The 14729-nt window shown below is 72.5% G+C and carries 10 protein-coding genes; 5 read left to right on the top strand and 5 right to left on the bottom strand.

Annotation, left to right across the window (positions count from 1 at the left end):
- Nucleotides 1-23: 23 nt before the first annotated feature.
- On the top strand, nt 24-926 hold the full coding sequence (locus AC3ERT_RS27105) for a LysR family transcriptional regulator (protein ID WP_435136429.1): 903 nt from the start codon (nt 24-26) through the stop codon (nt 924-926).
- A 54-nt stretch (nt 927-980) separates the two neighbouring features.
- Here the strand turns inward: AC3ERT_RS27105 and AC3ERT_RS27100 are convergent, their stop codons facing one another.
- Together AC3ERT_RS27100 and speB are read right to left on the bottom strand one after the other, a co-directional pair.
- Nucleotides 981-4898, bottom strand: a complete 3918-nt coding sequence (locus AC3ERT_RS27100) for an ABC transporter ATP-binding protein (RefSeq protein WP_435177364.1) — start codon at nt 4896-4898, stop codon at nt 981-983.
- 88 nt (nt 4899-4986) lie between these two features.
- Nucleotides 4987-5946: an agmatinase gene (speB, locus tag AC3ERT_RS27095; protein ID WP_435177293.1), complete on the bottom strand. Its 960-nt coding sequence runs from the start codon at nt 5944-5946 to the stop codon at nt 4987-4989.
- Nucleotides 5947-6282: 336 nt separating this feature from the next.
- On the opposite strand from speB, the gene AC3ERT_RS27090 reads away from it, so the two are divergent.
- A complete protein-coding gene (locus AC3ERT_RS27090; protein WP_335977930.1) occupies nt 6283-7164 on the top strand; it encodes a phosphatase in 882 nt (293 codons plus the stop codon).
- A gap of 58 nt (nt 7165-7222) precedes the next feature.
- On the opposite strand, the gene AC3ERT_RS27085 is transcribed toward AC3ERT_RS27090, so the two are convergent.
- Genes AC3ERT_RS27085 through AC3ERT_RS27075 form a run of 3 tightly spaced genes read right to left on the bottom strand, consistent with a single transcriptional unit; the run spans nt 7223 to nt 9923 of the window.
- Nucleotides 7223-8107 (bottom strand): acyl-CoA thioesterase, encoded by an 885-nt coding sequence (locus AC3ERT_RS27085; RefSeq protein ID WP_435136438.1) that lies wholly within the window; start codon nt 8105-8107, stop codon nt 7223-7225.
- The gene (locus AC3ERT_RS27080; RefSeq protein ID WP_435177291.1) at nt 8104-9261 is read right to left on the bottom strand and encodes an acyl-CoA dehydrogenase family protein; all 1158 of its coding nucleotides are present in this window, start codon (nt 9259-9261) and stop codon (nt 8104-8106) included. The genes AC3ERT_RS27085 and AC3ERT_RS27080 overlap by 4 nt, the downstream gene beginning before the upstream one ends.
- Nucleotides 9262-9293: 32 nt before the next feature.
- Nucleotides 9294-9923 (bottom strand): SACE_7040 family transcriptional regulator, encoded by a 630-nt coding sequence (locus tag AC3ERT_RS27075; protein WP_335977924.1) that lies wholly within the window; start codon nt 9921-9923, stop codon nt 9294-9296.
- A gap of 85 nt (nt 9924-10008) precedes the next feature.
- On the opposite strand from AC3ERT_RS27075, the gene AC3ERT_RS27070 reads away from it, so the two are divergent.
- The 3 genes from AC3ERT_RS27070 to AC3ERT_RS27060 are packed head-to-tail and all read left to right on the top strand — an operon-like array spanning nt 10009 to nt 14728.
- Nucleotides 10009-11637, top strand: a complete 1629-nt coding sequence (locus AC3ERT_RS27070) for a carboxyl transferase domain-containing protein (protein WP_435177289.1) — start codon at nt 10009-10011, stop codon at nt 11635-11637.
- A 41-nt stretch (nt 11638-11678) separates the two neighbouring features.
- Nucleotides 11679-13742: an acetyl/propionyl/methylcrotonyl-CoA carboxylase subunit alpha gene (locus AC3ERT_RS27065; protein WP_435177362.1), complete on the top strand. Its 2064-nt coding sequence runs from the start codon at nt 11679-11681 to the stop codon at nt 13740-13742.
- On the top strand, nt 13739-14728 hold the full coding sequence (locus AC3ERT_RS27060) for a hydroxymethylglutaryl-CoA lyase (RefSeq protein WP_435177287.1): 990 nt from the start codon (nt 13739-13741) through the stop codon (nt 14726-14728). The genes AC3ERT_RS27065 and AC3ERT_RS27060 overlap by 4 nt, the downstream gene beginning before the upstream one ends.
- Nucleotide 14729 lies beyond the last annotated feature (1 nt).

Below are 14729 nucleotides of genomic sequence, written 5' to 3'. Positions count from 1 at the left end.
GGATGGGAAGGGAGCGTGCGGGTGTGCTCGATCTGGGCCGGTTGAGGGCGCTGCACGCGGTGCACACGCATGGGTCGATCGGTGCGGCGGCCGCGGCGCTGGGATACACGTCGTCCGCGGTGTCCCAGCAGATCGCCAAGCTGGAGCGGGAAGCCGGCTCGGTGCTGCTGGAGCGGCAGGGCCGCGGCGTGGTGCTGACGGATGCCGCGCAGCTCCTGGTGACCGCGGCGCAGGAGCTGATGCGGGTGGTGGAGTCGGCCGAGGTGGCGCTGGAGGAGCAGCGCGGCCGTCCGGGCGGGCGGTTGACGGTTGCGGCGTTCCCCACTGCGGCCTGCGGGTTGCTGCCGCCGGTGCTGGCCGGGTTGGCGGACGCGTACCCGGCACTGGACCTCCGGCTGGTCGAGGTCGACGCGCACCTGTCGGTCGACCTGGTGGTGCGGGGCGGGGTGGACCTGGCGGTGGCGCACGACTGGGACATCGCGCCGCTGCCCGTGCCGGAGGGGTTGGGGCGGGCGGTCATCGGTGACGACCGGTGCGATGTGCTGGTGCCCGCCGGGCATCCGCTGGCCGCGCGGGAGTCGGTGCTGCGCACGGACATCGCGCGGGAGCGGTGGATCTGCCAGCCGCCGGGTTCGGTGTGCCATGACTGGCTGGTGCGGACGTTGCGGGAGGCGGGCACCGAGCCGGACATGGCGTACCAGGTCGGTGAGTACGGGACGCAGGTCGCCCTGGTGGCGGCGGGGTTGGGTATCGCGCTGGTGCCGCGGCTGGGCCGGGGTCCGCTGCCCGCGGGGGTGCGGGTGGTGCGGTTGGAGCCCGCACCGGTACGGCGGTTGTACGCGCTGTGGCGGAAGGGGGCCGCGCGGCGGCCGTCGATCATGGCCGCGGTCGAGGCCTTGCGGACGCACTGGAGGGACACGCAGTGAGCGAACCCCGCTGCCGACGCAGCGGGGTTCGGATGAGGTGGGCGGTGGTGGGTGTCAGGCGGCGGAGCGGACTTCGCCGGTGAACGTGCGCCACAGTTCGGCGTAGTGGCCGTCCTGGGCGAGGAGTTCGTCGTGGGTGCCGTCCTCGACGATGCGGCCGTGGTCGAGGACCACGACCCGGTCGGCTCGGGCGGCGGTGCTGAGCCGGTGCGCGACCACCAGGGTGGTGCGGCGGACGGCGAGGCGGTCGGCGGCTTGGTTGACCAGGGCTTCGGTGGCGAGGTCGAGTGCCGCGGTGGCCTCGTCGAGGAGCAGGATGGCGGGGTCGACCAGTTCGGCGCGGGCCAGGGCGATGAGCTGGCGCTGTCCGGCGGACAGGTTGCGGCCGCGTTCGGTGACCTGGTGGAGGTAGCCGCCTTCGAGGGTGGCGATCATCCCGTCGGCGCCCACCGCGCGGGCGGCGGCCTCCACTTCGGCGTCGGTGGCGTCCATCCGGCCGTATGCGATGGCGTCACGCACGGTGCCCGCGAACAGGTAGGGCTCCTGGGGGACGACACCGAGTTGCTGCCGGTAGCCGGTCAGGTCGAGGGCGCGGATGTCGGTGCCGTCGACGAGGACGGCGCCGCCGGTCGGGTCATAGTAGCGGGCGACGAGCTTGACCAGGGTGGACTTGCCCGCACCGGTCTCGCCGACGAAGGCGACGGTCTGGCCGGCCGGTACGTGCAGTTGGATGCCGGCCAGGGCATCGGGGGTGTCGGCGTCGGCGCTGCCGTAGCGGAAGTCGACATCCTCGAAGGTGATCTCGCCGCGCAGGCGGTAGACCGTCCGCGGGTCTGCGGCCTGCGGGGTGGTGGTGGGCTGGCGCAGCAGCTCGCGGATGCGGCCGAGCGAGACCGTGGCCTGCTGGAAGCCGTCGAAGACCTGGGAGAGTTGCTGGACCGGGGAGAAGAACAGGTCGATGTAGAGCAGGTAGGCGACGAGGGCGCCGGCGGTGAGGGTGCCGGCGTTGACCCGGTGGGCGCCCACGATCAGCACCAGTGCCGCCGCCACGCTGGACAGCAGTTGGACGAACGGGAAGTACACCGAGATCAGGAACTGGCCGCGGACCCGGGCCGTGCGGTACTCGTCGCTGCGGTTCAGGAAGCGCTGCGCGCCGAGTTCCTCGCCGCGGAACGCCTGCACCACGCGCAGGCCCGCGACGTGTTCTTGCAGGTCCGCGTTGACGACCGCGACCCGTTCGCGCGCGGACTCGTACGCGCGCACCGACTTGCGGCGGAAGACCCAGGTGGCGAGGACCAGCAGGGGCAGGGTCGCGAAGACCATCAGGGCGAGCTGTACGTCGATGGCGAGCAGGGCGACCAGGATGCCGACGAAGGTCAGCAGGCTGACCAGCGCGGTGACCAGGCCGGTCTGAAGGAAGGTGGACAGGGCGTCCACGTCCGTGGTCATCCGGGTCATGATGCGGCCGGACAGCTCCCGTTCGTAGAAGTCCAGCCCGAGCCGGTGTAGGTGGGCGAAGATCTTCACGCGCAGCGTGTACAGGACGCGTTCACCGGTGCGGCCGGTGAGCAGGGTGGAGCCCCATTCGACCGCCCACTGGAGCAGGACCAGTCCCAGGCCGACCAGGGAGGCGATCCAGACCGCGTGCAGCGCGTGCCGCCGTACGCCCGCGTCGATGCCGTGGCGGATCAGGACCGGCAGCAGCAGCCCGGCGACGGCGTCGACCGCGACCAGCAGCAGGCTGAGCAGCAGCGGAGTGCGGAAGCCGCGGAGCATGCTGCCCAGGCCGAACCGCCGGTCGGCGGCGCTTGCCTGCTCCTCGTCGATGTCCGGGGTGTCGAGCGCGGGCGGCAGGGCCGCGACCTTGGCGAGGAGTTCCGGGGTGGCGGGCATTCCGGCGAGCGCGCCGGCCATCCCCCCGCCCGGACCGCCGGGACCGCCGGGACCTCTGCCTGCCACCGCGGTCCCGCCCCGACCGGCAGTGTCGCCGGCCTGGTCGGTCGTCCGCAGCCGCTCCGGCCACAGATCAGGGGTGACGGGGGCGTCGCCCGCAAGGGCGGCCGCCCGCGTGTCCGGCTCCGCGGCGGCGCCGGCCGGGTCGCGTTCCATGACGTCCGCGCCGAGCGCCTCGGGGTCGGTGAGCAGCGCACGGTAGAGCGGGCTGCGCGCCTGGAGTTCCTCGTGGGTGCCCACGTCGGCCAGGCGTCCCGCGTCCAGGACGGCGATCCGGTCGGCGAGCGCGAGGGTGGAGCGGCGGTGGGCGATCAGCAGCGTCGTGCGGCCGCGCATCACCTGGCGCAGGGCGTCGAAGATCTCCGCCTCGACCCGGGCGTCCACCGCGGAGGTGGCGTCGTCCAGGAGCAGCAGCCGGGGGTCGGTGAGGATCGCGCGGGCCAGGGCGACGCGCTGCCGCTGGCCGCCGGACAGCGTCAGCCCCTGCTCGCCGACGACCGTGTCGTAGCCGTCCGGCAGGGCGCTGATGAATTCGTGCGCCTGGGAGGCGCGGGTCGCCGCCAGGACTTCCTCGTCGGTGGCGTCGGGTTTGCCGTAGGCGATGTTGGCGCGGACCGTGTCGGAGAACAGGAAGCTGTCCTCGGGTACCAGGCCGATCGCGGAGCGCAGCGAGGCGAAGGTCAGCTCGCGGACGTCCACCCCGCCGATCCGCACGGCGCCGCCGGTCACGTCGTACATCCGGGGCAGCAGCAGGGAGACGGTGGACTTGCCGGAGCCGGACGCGCCGACCACGGCGACGGTCTCGCCGGGTTCGATGCTCAGGTCGAAGCCGTCCAGGACCGGGCGCTCGGCGCTGTAGCCGAAGGTGACGTGGTCGAAGTCGACGGTGGCGGGGGCGCTCGGCGGGAGGGCCCTGGTGCCTTCGTCGAGGGTCGGGCGGGTGTCGATGAGTTCGAGGACGCGCTCGACTCCGGCGCGTGCCTGCTGGCCGACGGTGAGCATCATCGTCAGCATCCGGACCGGGCCGGTGAGCTGCGCGAGGTAGGTGGAGAACGCCACGAAGGTGCCCAGGGTGATCTGGCCGCGGGCGGCCATCCAGCCGCCCAGGGCGAGCATGCCGATCTGGCCGAGCGAGGGGACCGCCTGGAGCGCCGGTGTGTAGCGGGCGCTGAGCCGGACGGTGCGCAGCCGCCCGGCGAACAGGCGGCGGCCCACCGTCCGCAGCTTGTCCATCTCCTGCTGCTCCTGGCCGAACCCCTTGACCACGCGGACGCCGGTGACCGACCCGTCCACGATCCCGGCGACCGCAGCGGCCTGGCCCTGGGCGTACCAGGTCGCGGGGAAGAGCCGCTTGCGGGAGCGGTCGGCGATGAACCACAGCGCGGGGGCGACGGCGAGCGCCACCAGCGTCAGTACCGGGGAGAGCAGCAGCATCACGACGAGGGAGAGCAGGAAGAGCAGCAGGTTGCCGATCATGACGGGCAGCATGAACAGCAGTCCCTGGATCAGCTGGAGGTCGCTGGTGGCGCGGCCGACGACCTGCCCGGTGCTCAGTTCGTCCTGGCGGCGGCCGTCGAGCCGCATGATCGACCGGAACATCTCGTCACGCAGGTCGTGCTGGACGTCGAGCGCCAGCCGCCCGCCGTAGAAGCGGCGCATGTACGTGAGGACGTAGACGACGGCAGCGGCTGCCACCAGGGCGATCGCCCACGGCATGAGCTGCCGGTCGTGCTTGACGATGACGTCGTCGATGATCAGCTTGGGCACCAGCGGCACCAGGGCGGTGACGCCCATGCCCGCCAGGGACGCCCCGAACGACAGCAGCACGCTCCGCTTGTAGCGCCACGCATAGCCGCTGAGCCTTCGAAGCCAGCCCTGCCCGTAGCCGTCCTCGGCCGGCTCCCCCGGTTTCGCCTTCGCCACGCTGTCCTCCACCACGTTCTTCCCCGCGGTCCGCGACCGCCTGACCCGCTGAGGCCCAACGCGCCTGACCGCGCGTTTCATCCTCCCGCAACAAATCCAACGACCAAAGTCGCACATGAGTACGACTTTGGTCCTCATCACTTCGAGTGATCCGCTGCGGGGCGAAAAAGGGACAGGGGCGGTCTCAGCGGGTGGCGGAGATCTGCCGCGCCATGATCGTCGTCAGCTCGTAGGCGGTGTGGGAGGCGGCGACGGCAGTGATCTCCGCGTGGTCGTACGCCGGGGCGACCTCCACCACGTCGGCGGAGACCAGGTGTCGGCCGGCCAGGCCGCGCAGGATCTCCAGGAGTTCGCGGGAGGTGAGGCCGCCGGCCTCGGGAGTTCCCGTGCCGGGAGCGTGGGCGGGGTCCAGGACGTCGATGTCGACCGAGACGTACAGTGGGCGGTCGCCGATCCGTTCGCGCAGCTGCTGGACGACCTCGTCGACGCCGCGGCGCATGACGTCGGCGGAGGTGACGATGCCGAAGCCCATCTTCGCGTCGTCGTCGAGGTCTTTCCGGCCGTAGAGCGGGCCGCGGGTTCCGACGTGGGAGAGCGCGGAGGTGTCGAGGATGCCCTCCTCGACCGCGCGCCGGAAGGGCGTGCCGTGCGTGTAGGCGGCGCCGAAGTACGTGTCCCAGGTGTCGAGGTGGGCGTCGAAGTGGAGCAGGGCCACCGGCCCGTGCCGGCGGGCGACCGCGCGCAGCAGCGGCAGGGCGATCGTGTGGTCGCCGCCGAGCGTCATGAGCCGGGCCCCGGTCGCCAGCAGGTCGTCGGCGGCGGCCTGGACGGACTCCACCGCCTCGCCGATGTCGAACGGGTTGGCGGCGATGTCGCCCGCGTCGGCGACCTGGGCCAGTTCGAAGGGGGAGGCGTCCTGCGCCGGGTTGTACGGGCGCAGCAGCCGGGACGCCTCGCGGATGGCGTTGCCGCCGAACCGCGCGCCGGGGCGGTAGGACACGCCGGTGTCGAAGGGCACGCCGACGACCGCGACGTCGGCGGCGCCCACCTCGTCGAGCCGGGGCAGCCGGGCGAAGGTCGCGGGACCCGCGTAGCGCGGGACCTGCGAGGAGTCGACGGGGCCGCGCGGCTGTGCGCTGCTCATAGGGCTGCCTCTTCTCGGTGTGGCGGTCATCGGTGCGACCGTCGTCCAGTACGACCGGCAGGACGACCGGCTTCATGGGCGCGGTCGGTCCTTCACGGCTGTGAGCTCACGGCTGTAAAGCAAAGTGCTGCCGCTGCGTGCGCGGCAGCTACCGCCACGGACGGTGCCGGGTCCGCAGTGGGCGCTCGTGCCGGCGGGTCCGCCGGTCTCCGCGACCCTACGGACCCCTGCCCCTCCCCGAAATGTACGTTTCCTCCAATCGGCGGCGGTGATTACGCCTCGGCGTCGATCCAGGGCACGTCGCATACCAGGACGCAGGGGCGGGAGAATGTGCTCATGCCCATGGACCCGCTGCCTGCCACCCCCACTCGCCAGGCCCTCGTCTCGCACCTGATACGCACCCGGATCGCCGGTGACGTCGCGACTCCGCGCGAGAACAACCTCGACCACTACCGCGAGCTCGCCGAGGGCAACCGCTACTTCTGGTTCGGGCTGGACCTCGGCGACCGGTGGAGCGACGAGGCCGCGGTGCTCGAGCTGATGGCCGAGCGGTGCGGGGTCGTCGCCGATCCCGAACACGTCCGCGGGCAGGACACCATCGACCCGGAACTGACCGTGGACGGGCTGGACCGGATGGCAGCGGTCCTGAAGAAGGCGGTGGAGAACCGGTCCACGGTCCTGCTGGCGAGCGGGCACCCGGCGGGGCTGTTCGCCGTGCACAACGTGCTCGCCAAGGCGCTGCGCACGGTCGGCTGCCATGTGGTCGGACCGGCGGAGAACCTCTACGCGGACGGCGGCGAGATCCGCTACCTGGGCGGCGTCTTCATGCTGCACCGGGGCGGCAGCCTGGTGCACACGCACTCCCCCGAGCCGATGGCCGAGGTGCTCAACGCCCTGGAGCGCGACGGGCGCGGGCTGCCCGACCTGGTGGTGGCCGACCACGGGTGGGCCGGTTGCGCGGGGTCGCGCGGCATCGAGACCGTCGGCTTCGCGGACTCCAACGACCCGGCCCTGTTCGTGGGCGAGTCCGAGGGCACGGTCCTGGTGACGGTGCCGCTGGACGACAACGTGCAGCCGCACTTCTACGCGCCCATGGCGTCCTATCTGCTGGACGCGGCCGACCTGCGGCACCGTCCGGCGCCCCGCCCGAACGGCGGCGGGCGGCACCGCCCGGACCCGCGGGCCCGGCGGGCCAGGACCCGTAAGACTCGGGACTGACCCGCACGACCCGGGACCGGCCGGCCGCGGCCGGGCCCTGACCGGGACGGCTTCCGCCTCAGGCGCGCGGCACCCGGACCAGGCCCTCCTGGATCACCGACACGGCCAGCGCGCCGTCCTGCGTGTAGATGCGGGCGGTGCCCAGTCCGCGGCCACCCGAGGCGGACGGGCTCTGCTGGTCATAGAGCAGCCACTCGTCCGCGCGGAAGGGGCGGTGGAACCACATCGCGTGGTCCAGGCTCGCGCCCACCACGTCGCCGACCGCCCAGCCGCCGCGCCCGTGCGCAAGGAGCACGGAGTCGAGCAGCGTCATGTCCGACACATAGGTGGCGAGGCAGACGTGGAGCAGGGGGTCGTCGACGACTTTGCCGCGGGTGCGGAACCACACCTGGGAGCGCGGCTCGCGGCGTACTCCGGCGGTGAGGAAGGGCGGGTCCTCGACATAGCGCAGGTCCACGGCGGCACGCGCCTCGCGCAGTCGGTCGACCACAGTCGGGTCGGGGAACTTGTCGGCGTGGGCCGGCAGCAGTTCGTCGGCGCACGGAAGGGTCTCGGGGTCCGGCGCCGCCGGCATGGCCTCCTGGTGCTCCAGGCCGTCCTCGTGCACCTGGAAGGACGCCGAGAGGTGGAAGATCGGCTGGCCGTGCTGGATCGCGACGACCCGGCGCGTGGTGAAGGAGCGGCCGTCGCGAATCCGGTCCACCTGGTAGACGATCGGCGCACCCGGGTCGCCGGGTCGCAGGAAGTACGCGTGCAGGGAGTGTGCGGCGCGCTCCTCGGGCACGGTGCGGCCGGCCGCGACCAGGGCCTGCGCGGCGACCTGGCCGCCGAAGACGCGCGGCACCACGGCCGAGCGGCTGTAGCCGCGGAAGATGTCCTGCTCGATCCGCTCCAGGTCGAGGAGGGCGAGCAGGGACTGCAGGGGCGTCGGGTTGTCGTTCACAGGCCCATCGATTTGGCGATGATCGTCTTCATGACCTCACTGGTCCCGCCGTAGATCCGGTTGACCCGGTTGTCCGCGTAGAGGCGGGCGATCGGGTACTCGTTCATGTAACCGTATCCGCCGTGCAGCTGGAGGCAGCGGTCGATCACGCGAGCGGCGACCTCGGTACAGAACAGCTTGGCGGAGGCGGCGTCGGCGGCGGACAGCTCGCGCCGGTCGTGGGCCTCCAGCGCGCGGTCCACCACGGCCTCGGCGGCGTCGACCTCGGCCTTGCACGCGGCCAGCTCGAACTTGGTGTTCTGGAAGGACGCGACGGTCTTGCCGAAGACGGTGCGGTCCTGGACGTAGGCCTGGGCGAAGCGGACGGCGGCCGCGGCCTGGGCGTAGGCGCCGGCGGCGATGGCCAGCCGCTCCTGCGGGAGGTTCTGGCCGAGGTAGGAGAAGCCCTTGCCCTCCTCGCCGAGCAGGTCCTCGATCGGCACGCGCACGTCGGAGAAGGACAGCTCCGCGGTGTCGGAGGTCTTCAGGCCGAGCTTGTCGAGCTTCCGGCCGACCGCGTAGCCCTCGGACTTGGTGTCGACGACGAACAGCGAGATGCCCGCGCGGCGGTCCTCGGGGGTGGGCGGGGCGGTGCGGGCGCAGACGATCACGCGGTCGGCGTGGACGCCGCCGGTGATGAAGGTCTTCGCCCCGTTGAGGACGTAGTGGCTGCCGTCCTCGGCGAGCTTGGCGGTGGTCTTCATGCCGGCCAGGTCGGAGCCGGTGCCGGGCTCGGTCATCGCGATGGCGAACATCGTGGCGCCGCTGACGAAGCCGGGCAGCCAGCGCTTCTTCTGCTCCTGCGTGCCGTACGCCATCACGTACGGCAGGCACAGGCCGACGTGCACGCTGCTGCCGCCGAAGCTGACTCCGGCGCGGGACAGCTCCTCGCTGATCACGGCCTGGAACTTGAAGCTGGTCTCGCCCGCGCCGCCGAACTCCTCCGGCACCTCGATGCCGAAGACGCCCAGCTCGCCGAGCTTGTAGTAGAACTCCCGCGGCACCTGTCCGGCCGCCAGCCACTCGTCGTAGACGGGGACGACCTCGGCCTCGATGAAGGCGCGGATCGTCGCGCGAAACGCTTCGTGGTCTTCGTTGAACACCGTACGACGCACAGCGCGCCTCCCGTCCGAGAATAAGCAAGCGCTCAGAAAGTTACCCGCCGGTCGTCGTCGCTGTCCAGGCCGGAGGTGCTGTCGAGGGCGTCCAGCGCGCTCAGCGCGAGCCGGTGCAGGAGGGCGGCCATTCCGGCGCGGTCGGGCAGTCCGGACTGGGCGCCGAGGTGGGGGGTGGAGTTGAGCAGGCCGAACACCGCGTGCACCGCGGCGCGGGCCTCCAGTTCGCTGGCGTCGGGATAGACGCGGCGGACCACGCCCACCCACTCCTCCACGTACTGCCGCTGGAGCTGGCGGACGAGCTTGCGGTCCGAGTCGCGCAGCCGGTCCAGCTCGCGGTCGTGCAGGGTGATCAGCGGCCGGTCGTCGATCGCGAAGTCGATGTGGCCGCGGATCAGCGCGTCCAGCGCCTCGGCCGGCTCGCCACTCTCGGCGACCCGCATCCGGCCCGCCGCCAGCAGCCGCCCGCTGATCCCGACCAGCAGCTCGGCGAGCATCGCGTCCTTCCCGGCGAAGTGCCGGTACAGGCCGGGGCCGCTGATGCCGACCGCGGCCCCTATCTCGTCGACGCCGACCCCGTGGAACCCGCGCTCGGCGAAGAGCCGCGCGGCCTCTCTGAGGATCTGCTCGCGCCGGTTTTCCACAGCTTTCGTCGGACTCATGAAATCGAGTCTAGACAATCCCGTTAGCGGGCGTTAACGTGGAGTCATCGGTTAACGCTCGCTAACACCATCCGGGGGCCGACCCATGGCAGCACCCACCTTGACCAGTGCCGCAGATCCGACATCGGAGACATTCCGCGCCAACGCGCGGGCTCACGCCGACCTCACGGCCACGCTGCGTGACAAGCTGGCCGCCGCCCGGCTCGGCGGCGGGGAGAAGGCGCGGGCGCGGCACACCGCGCGGGGGAAGCTGCTGCCTAGGGACCGGGTCGACGGGCTGCTCGACCCCGGTTCCCCCTTCCTCGAACTCGCCCCGCTCGCGGCCGACGGGATGTACGACGGGCAGGCGCCCGCCGCAGGGGTGATCGCCGGGATCGGCCGGGTCTCGGGCCGCGAGGTCGTGGTCGTGGCCAATGACGCCACCGTCAAGGGCGGCACCTACTACCCGATGACGGTGAAGAAGCACCTGCGGGCCCAGGAAGTCGCGCTGGACAACCGGCTGCCGTGCGTCTACCTGGTGGACTCCGGCGGCGCCTTCCTCCCCCGGCAGGACGAGGTCTTCCCCGACCGCGACCACTTCGGCCGGATCTTCTTCAACCAGGCCACCATGTCCGCCCGCGGCATCCCGCAGATCGCCGCGGTGATGGGTTCGTGCACCGCCGGAGGCGCCTACGTGCCGGCGATGAGCGACGAGGCGGTGATCGTGCGGAACCAGGGCACGATCTTCCTCGGCGGCCCGCCGCTGGTGAAGGCCGCAACCGGCGAGGTGGTCACCGCCGAGGAACTCGGCGGTGGCGAGGTGCACTCCCGGACCTCCGGCGTCACCGACCACCTCGCCGAGGACGACGCGCACGCGCTGAGCATCGTCCGCGACATCGTGGCCACGCTCCCCGCCCGGGGCGCCCCGCCGTGGACGGTGCAGCCCGCGCAGCCGCCCGCGGTGGACCCCGCGGGGCTCTACGGAGCGGTGCCCGCGGACTCCCGCACCCCGTACGACGTCCGGGAGGTGATCGCCCGGCTGGTGGACGGCAGCCGCTTCGCGGAGTTCAAGGCGGAGTACGGCACCACGCTGGTCACCGGGTTCGCCCACGTCCAGGGCCACCCGGTCGGCATCGTGGCCAACAACGGCATCCTGTTCGCCGAGTCCGCCCTCAAGGGTGCGCACTTCATCGAGCTGTGCGACCAGCGCGGCATCCCGCTGCTCTTCCTCCAGAACATCTCCGGGTTCATGGTGGGCCGGCAGTACGAAGCGGGGGGCATCGCCAAGCACGGCGCGAAGATGGTGACGGCGGTGGCGTGCGCGCGGGTGCCGAAGCTGACCGTGGTGATCGGCGGCTCCTACGGCGCGGGCAACTACTCGATGTGCGGCCGGGCCTACAGCCCCCGCTTCCTGTGGATGTGGCCCAACGCCAAGATCTCGGTGATGGGCGGTGAGCAGGCCGCCTCGGTGCTGGCGACGGTGAAGCGGGACCAGTTGGCGGCCGCCGGTGAGAAGTGGAGCGAGCAGGCGGAGGAGGAGTTCAAGGCGCCGATCCGCGAGCAGTACGAGACCCAGGGCAACGCCTACTACGCGACGGCCCGGCTGTGGGACGACGGGGTGATCGACCCGTTGGAGACCCGCACCGTGCTGGGGCTGGCGCTGACCGCCTGTGCCAACGCGCCGCTGCCGGCGGCCGATCCGACCGCGCCGGGCTACGGCGTCTTCCGGATGTGAGGGCCGAGATGAGCAGTGTGACCACACCGAGCCGGTCGGAGATGTTCGACACCGTACTGGTCGCCAACCGGGGCGAGATCGCGGTGCGGGTGATGCGCACCCTGCGCGCGTCGGGGGTGCGGTCGGCGGCGGTGTTCACCGAGGCGGACGCCGGGGCCCGGCATGTGCGGGAGGCCGACTGCGCGGTACGGGTGGACAGTTACCTGTCGGCGGCCGAACTGGTCCGGGCGGCCGGTGAGGCGGGCGCCCAGGCGGTCCACCCCGGCTACGGCTTCCTCGCCGAGAACGCGGGCTTCGCCCGGGCCTGCGCCGAGGCCGGCCTGGTCTTCATCGGCCCGCCGGCCGACGCGATCGAGCTGATGGGCGACAAGATCCGGGCCAAGCAGACGGTGCGGGCCGCCGGGGTGCCGGTGGTGCCGGGCAGCAGCGGCAGCGGGCTGACCGACGAGGAACTGGCGGAGGCGGCACGGGAGATCGGCATGCCGGTGCTCCTCAAGCCGTCGGCGGGCGGCGGCGGCAAGGGCATGCGGCTGGTCCGGGACACGGCGCAGCTGCCCGAGGAGATCGCGGCGGCCCGCCGGGAGGCGCGCGGTTCTTTCGGTGACGACACGCTGCTGGTGGAGCGCTGGGTGGACCGGCCCCGGCACATCGAGATCCAGGTGCTGGCCGACGCGCACGGCCATGTGGTGCACCTGGGCGAGCGGGAGTGCTCGCTCCAGCGCCGCCACCAGAAGGTGATCGAGGAGGCGCCCTCGGTGCTGCTGGACCCGGCGACCCGGGCCGCCATGGGTGAGGCGGCGGTGCAGGCGGCGCGGTCCTGCGGGTACACCGGTGCGGGCACGGTGGAGTTCATCGTGCCGGGCGCGGACCCGTCCGCGTACTACTTCATGGAGATGAACACCCGGCTCCAGGTGGAGCACCCGGTCACGGAGCTGGTGACCGGGCTGGACCTGGTGGCGTGGCAGCTGCGGGTGGCGTGCGGGGAGCCGTTGGACTTCGGCCAGCAGGACGTGGCACTGACCGGGCACGCGGTCGAGGCGCGGATCTGCGCGGAGATGGCCCGGCCGGGCGACGGCGGGGTGGACTTCCTGCCGTCGGCGGGCACCGTGCTGGAGGTGCGTGACCCGGACGGCCCCGGGGTGCGGGTGGACTCCGGCCTGGCGGCGGGCACCGAGGTCGGCACCGCCTACGATCCGATGCTCGCCAAGGTGATCGGGTACGGGCCGGACCGGGCGACGGCGCTGCGCCGACTGCGGGCGGCGCTGGCCGGCACCGTGGTACTGGGTGTGGAGACGAACACCGGGTTCCTGCGGCGGCTGCTGGCCCATCCGGCGGTGGTCGCGGGCGAGTTGGACACCGGGCTGATCGACCGGGACGCGGCGCTGCTGGTGCCGGAGGGGGTGCCGGACGAGGTGTACGAGACGGCGGCGCTGCTGCGGCAGCGTGCGTTGGGCGCGGAGACGGAGGGCGGCGGGTGGGTCGACCCGTTCTCGGTGCCGAGCGGGTGGCGACTGGGCGGGGAGCCGGCGTGGACGGTGCACCATCTGCGGGTGCCGGGCCGGGAGCCGGTGCGGGTCGGAATCCGCGCCGGCCGGGTCAGGATCGGCGACGGCCCCCCGGTGCAGGCGCGGATCGAGGTGGCCGGCTCCCGGGTGACGCTGTACCGCGAGGGCCGGGCGTGCGGCTTCGACACGGCGGGCGAGTGGCTCGGCCGGGAGGGCGACAGCTGGCATGTGCAGTCGTACGACCCGGTGGCCGCGGCGCTGCGCGGGCTGGCGGCCGGTGCGGGGGACGGCGCGCTGACGGCGCCGATGCCCGGCACGGTCACGGTGGTGAAGGTGGCCAAGAGCGAGCAGGTGGTGGCCGGACAGGGCCTGCTGGTGGTGGAGGCGATGAAGATGGAGCACGTGATCGCCGCGCCTTACGACGGCACGGTGGCCGAGATCGATGTCGCCGCGGGCACGGCGGTGGCGATGGACCAGGTGCTGGCGGTGGTCACCCCGAATCTCCCGGACGCCCCGAACTCCCCGGGCACCCCGGACGCCCCGGGCACCCCGGAGGGCGGCGCCGATGCCACCCCGGACAGCGCGAGGGAGGCGTCATGACCGACACCAACAGCTCGCAGGACACCGGTGCGGGGCTGCCCGCGGGCCTGCCGATGGCGGTTCCGGCACCCGGCCTGCCGGAATACGTCCGCATCCATGAGGTCGGTGCCCGCGACGGCCTGCAGAACGAGAAGTCGACGGTGCCGACACAGGTGAAGGCGGAGTTCGTGCACCGCCTGGCGGACGCGGGGCTGACGACGATCGAGGCGACCAGCTTCGTGCACCCCAAGTGGGTGCCCCAACTGGCGGACGCGGCCGAGCTGATGCCGCTCCTGGCGGACCTGGCCGGGCGGCCGGAGCTGCGCCTGCCGGTCCTGGTGCCGAACGCCCGGGGGCTGGAGCGCGCCCTCGAACTGGGGGTGCGGGAGATCGCGGTGTTCGGCAGCGCCACCGAGTCCTTCGCCCGGGCGAATCTGAACCGCACGGTGGCCGAGTCGCTGGCGATGTTCGAGCCGGTGGTGGCCCGCGCCAGGGACGCCGGGCTGCGGGTGCGCGGCTATCTGTCGATGTGCTTCGGCGACCCCTGGGAGGGCCCGGTCCCGATCGCCCAGGTCGCAGAGGTGGCCCGCAGGCTGTACGAGCTGGGCTGCGCCGAGTTGAGCCTCGGCGACACCATCGGGGTGGCGACGCCCGGCCATGTGGTGGCGCTGCTGGACGAGTTGACCGCCGCCGGGGTCCCGATCGGACACCTCGCGGTGCACTTCCACGACACGTACGGCCAGGCGCTGGCGAACACCTTGGCCGCGCTGCGACGCGGGGTGGCTGTCGTCGATGCCTCGGCGGGTGGCCTGGGCGGCTGCCCGTACGCCAAGAGCGCCACCGGGAACCTCGCCACCGAAGACCTCGTCTGGATGCTGCACGGGCTCGGCATCAGGACCGGGGTCGACCTCGACCGCCTCAGCGCCACAAGCGTCTGGATGGCGGAGCAGTTGGGACGGCCCAGCCCGTCCCGTACCGTCCGCGCCCTCACCCATCGGGAGCCGTAGC

This window comes from Actinacidiphila sp. bgisy145, assembly GCF_057708125.1.
Note: the sequence above shows the minus strand (reverse complement) of the source record. Positions and strands in the feature narration are given on the sequence as shown.

Bases quoted from the DNA above. Each gene is read 5' to 3' on its own strand.
- speB (WP_435177293.1), bottom strand. From the start codon at position 5,946: ATGAGCAGCGCACAGCCGCGCGGCCCCGTCGACTCCTCGCAGGTCCCG.
- AC3ERT_RS27090 (WP_335977930.1), top strand. From the start codon at position 6,283: ATGCCCATGGACCCGCTGCCTGCCACCCCCACTCGCCAGGCCCTCGTC.
- AC3ERT_RS27075 (WP_335977924.1), bottom strand. From the start codon at position 9,923: ATGAGTCCGACGAAAGCTGTGGAAAACCGGCGCGAGCAGATCCTCAGA.
- AC3ERT_RS27070 (WP_435177289.1), top strand. From the start codon at position 10,009: ATGGCAGCACCCACCTTGACCAGTGCCGCAGATCCGACATCGGAGACA.
- AC3ERT_RS27065 (WP_435177362.1), top strand. From the start codon at position 11,679: ATGTTCGACACCGTACTGGTCGCCAACCGGGGCGAGATCGCGGTGCGG.
- AC3ERT_RS27060 (WP_435177287.1), top strand. From the start codon at position 13,739: ATGACCGACACCAACAGCTCGCAGGACACCGGTGCGGGGCTGCCCGCG.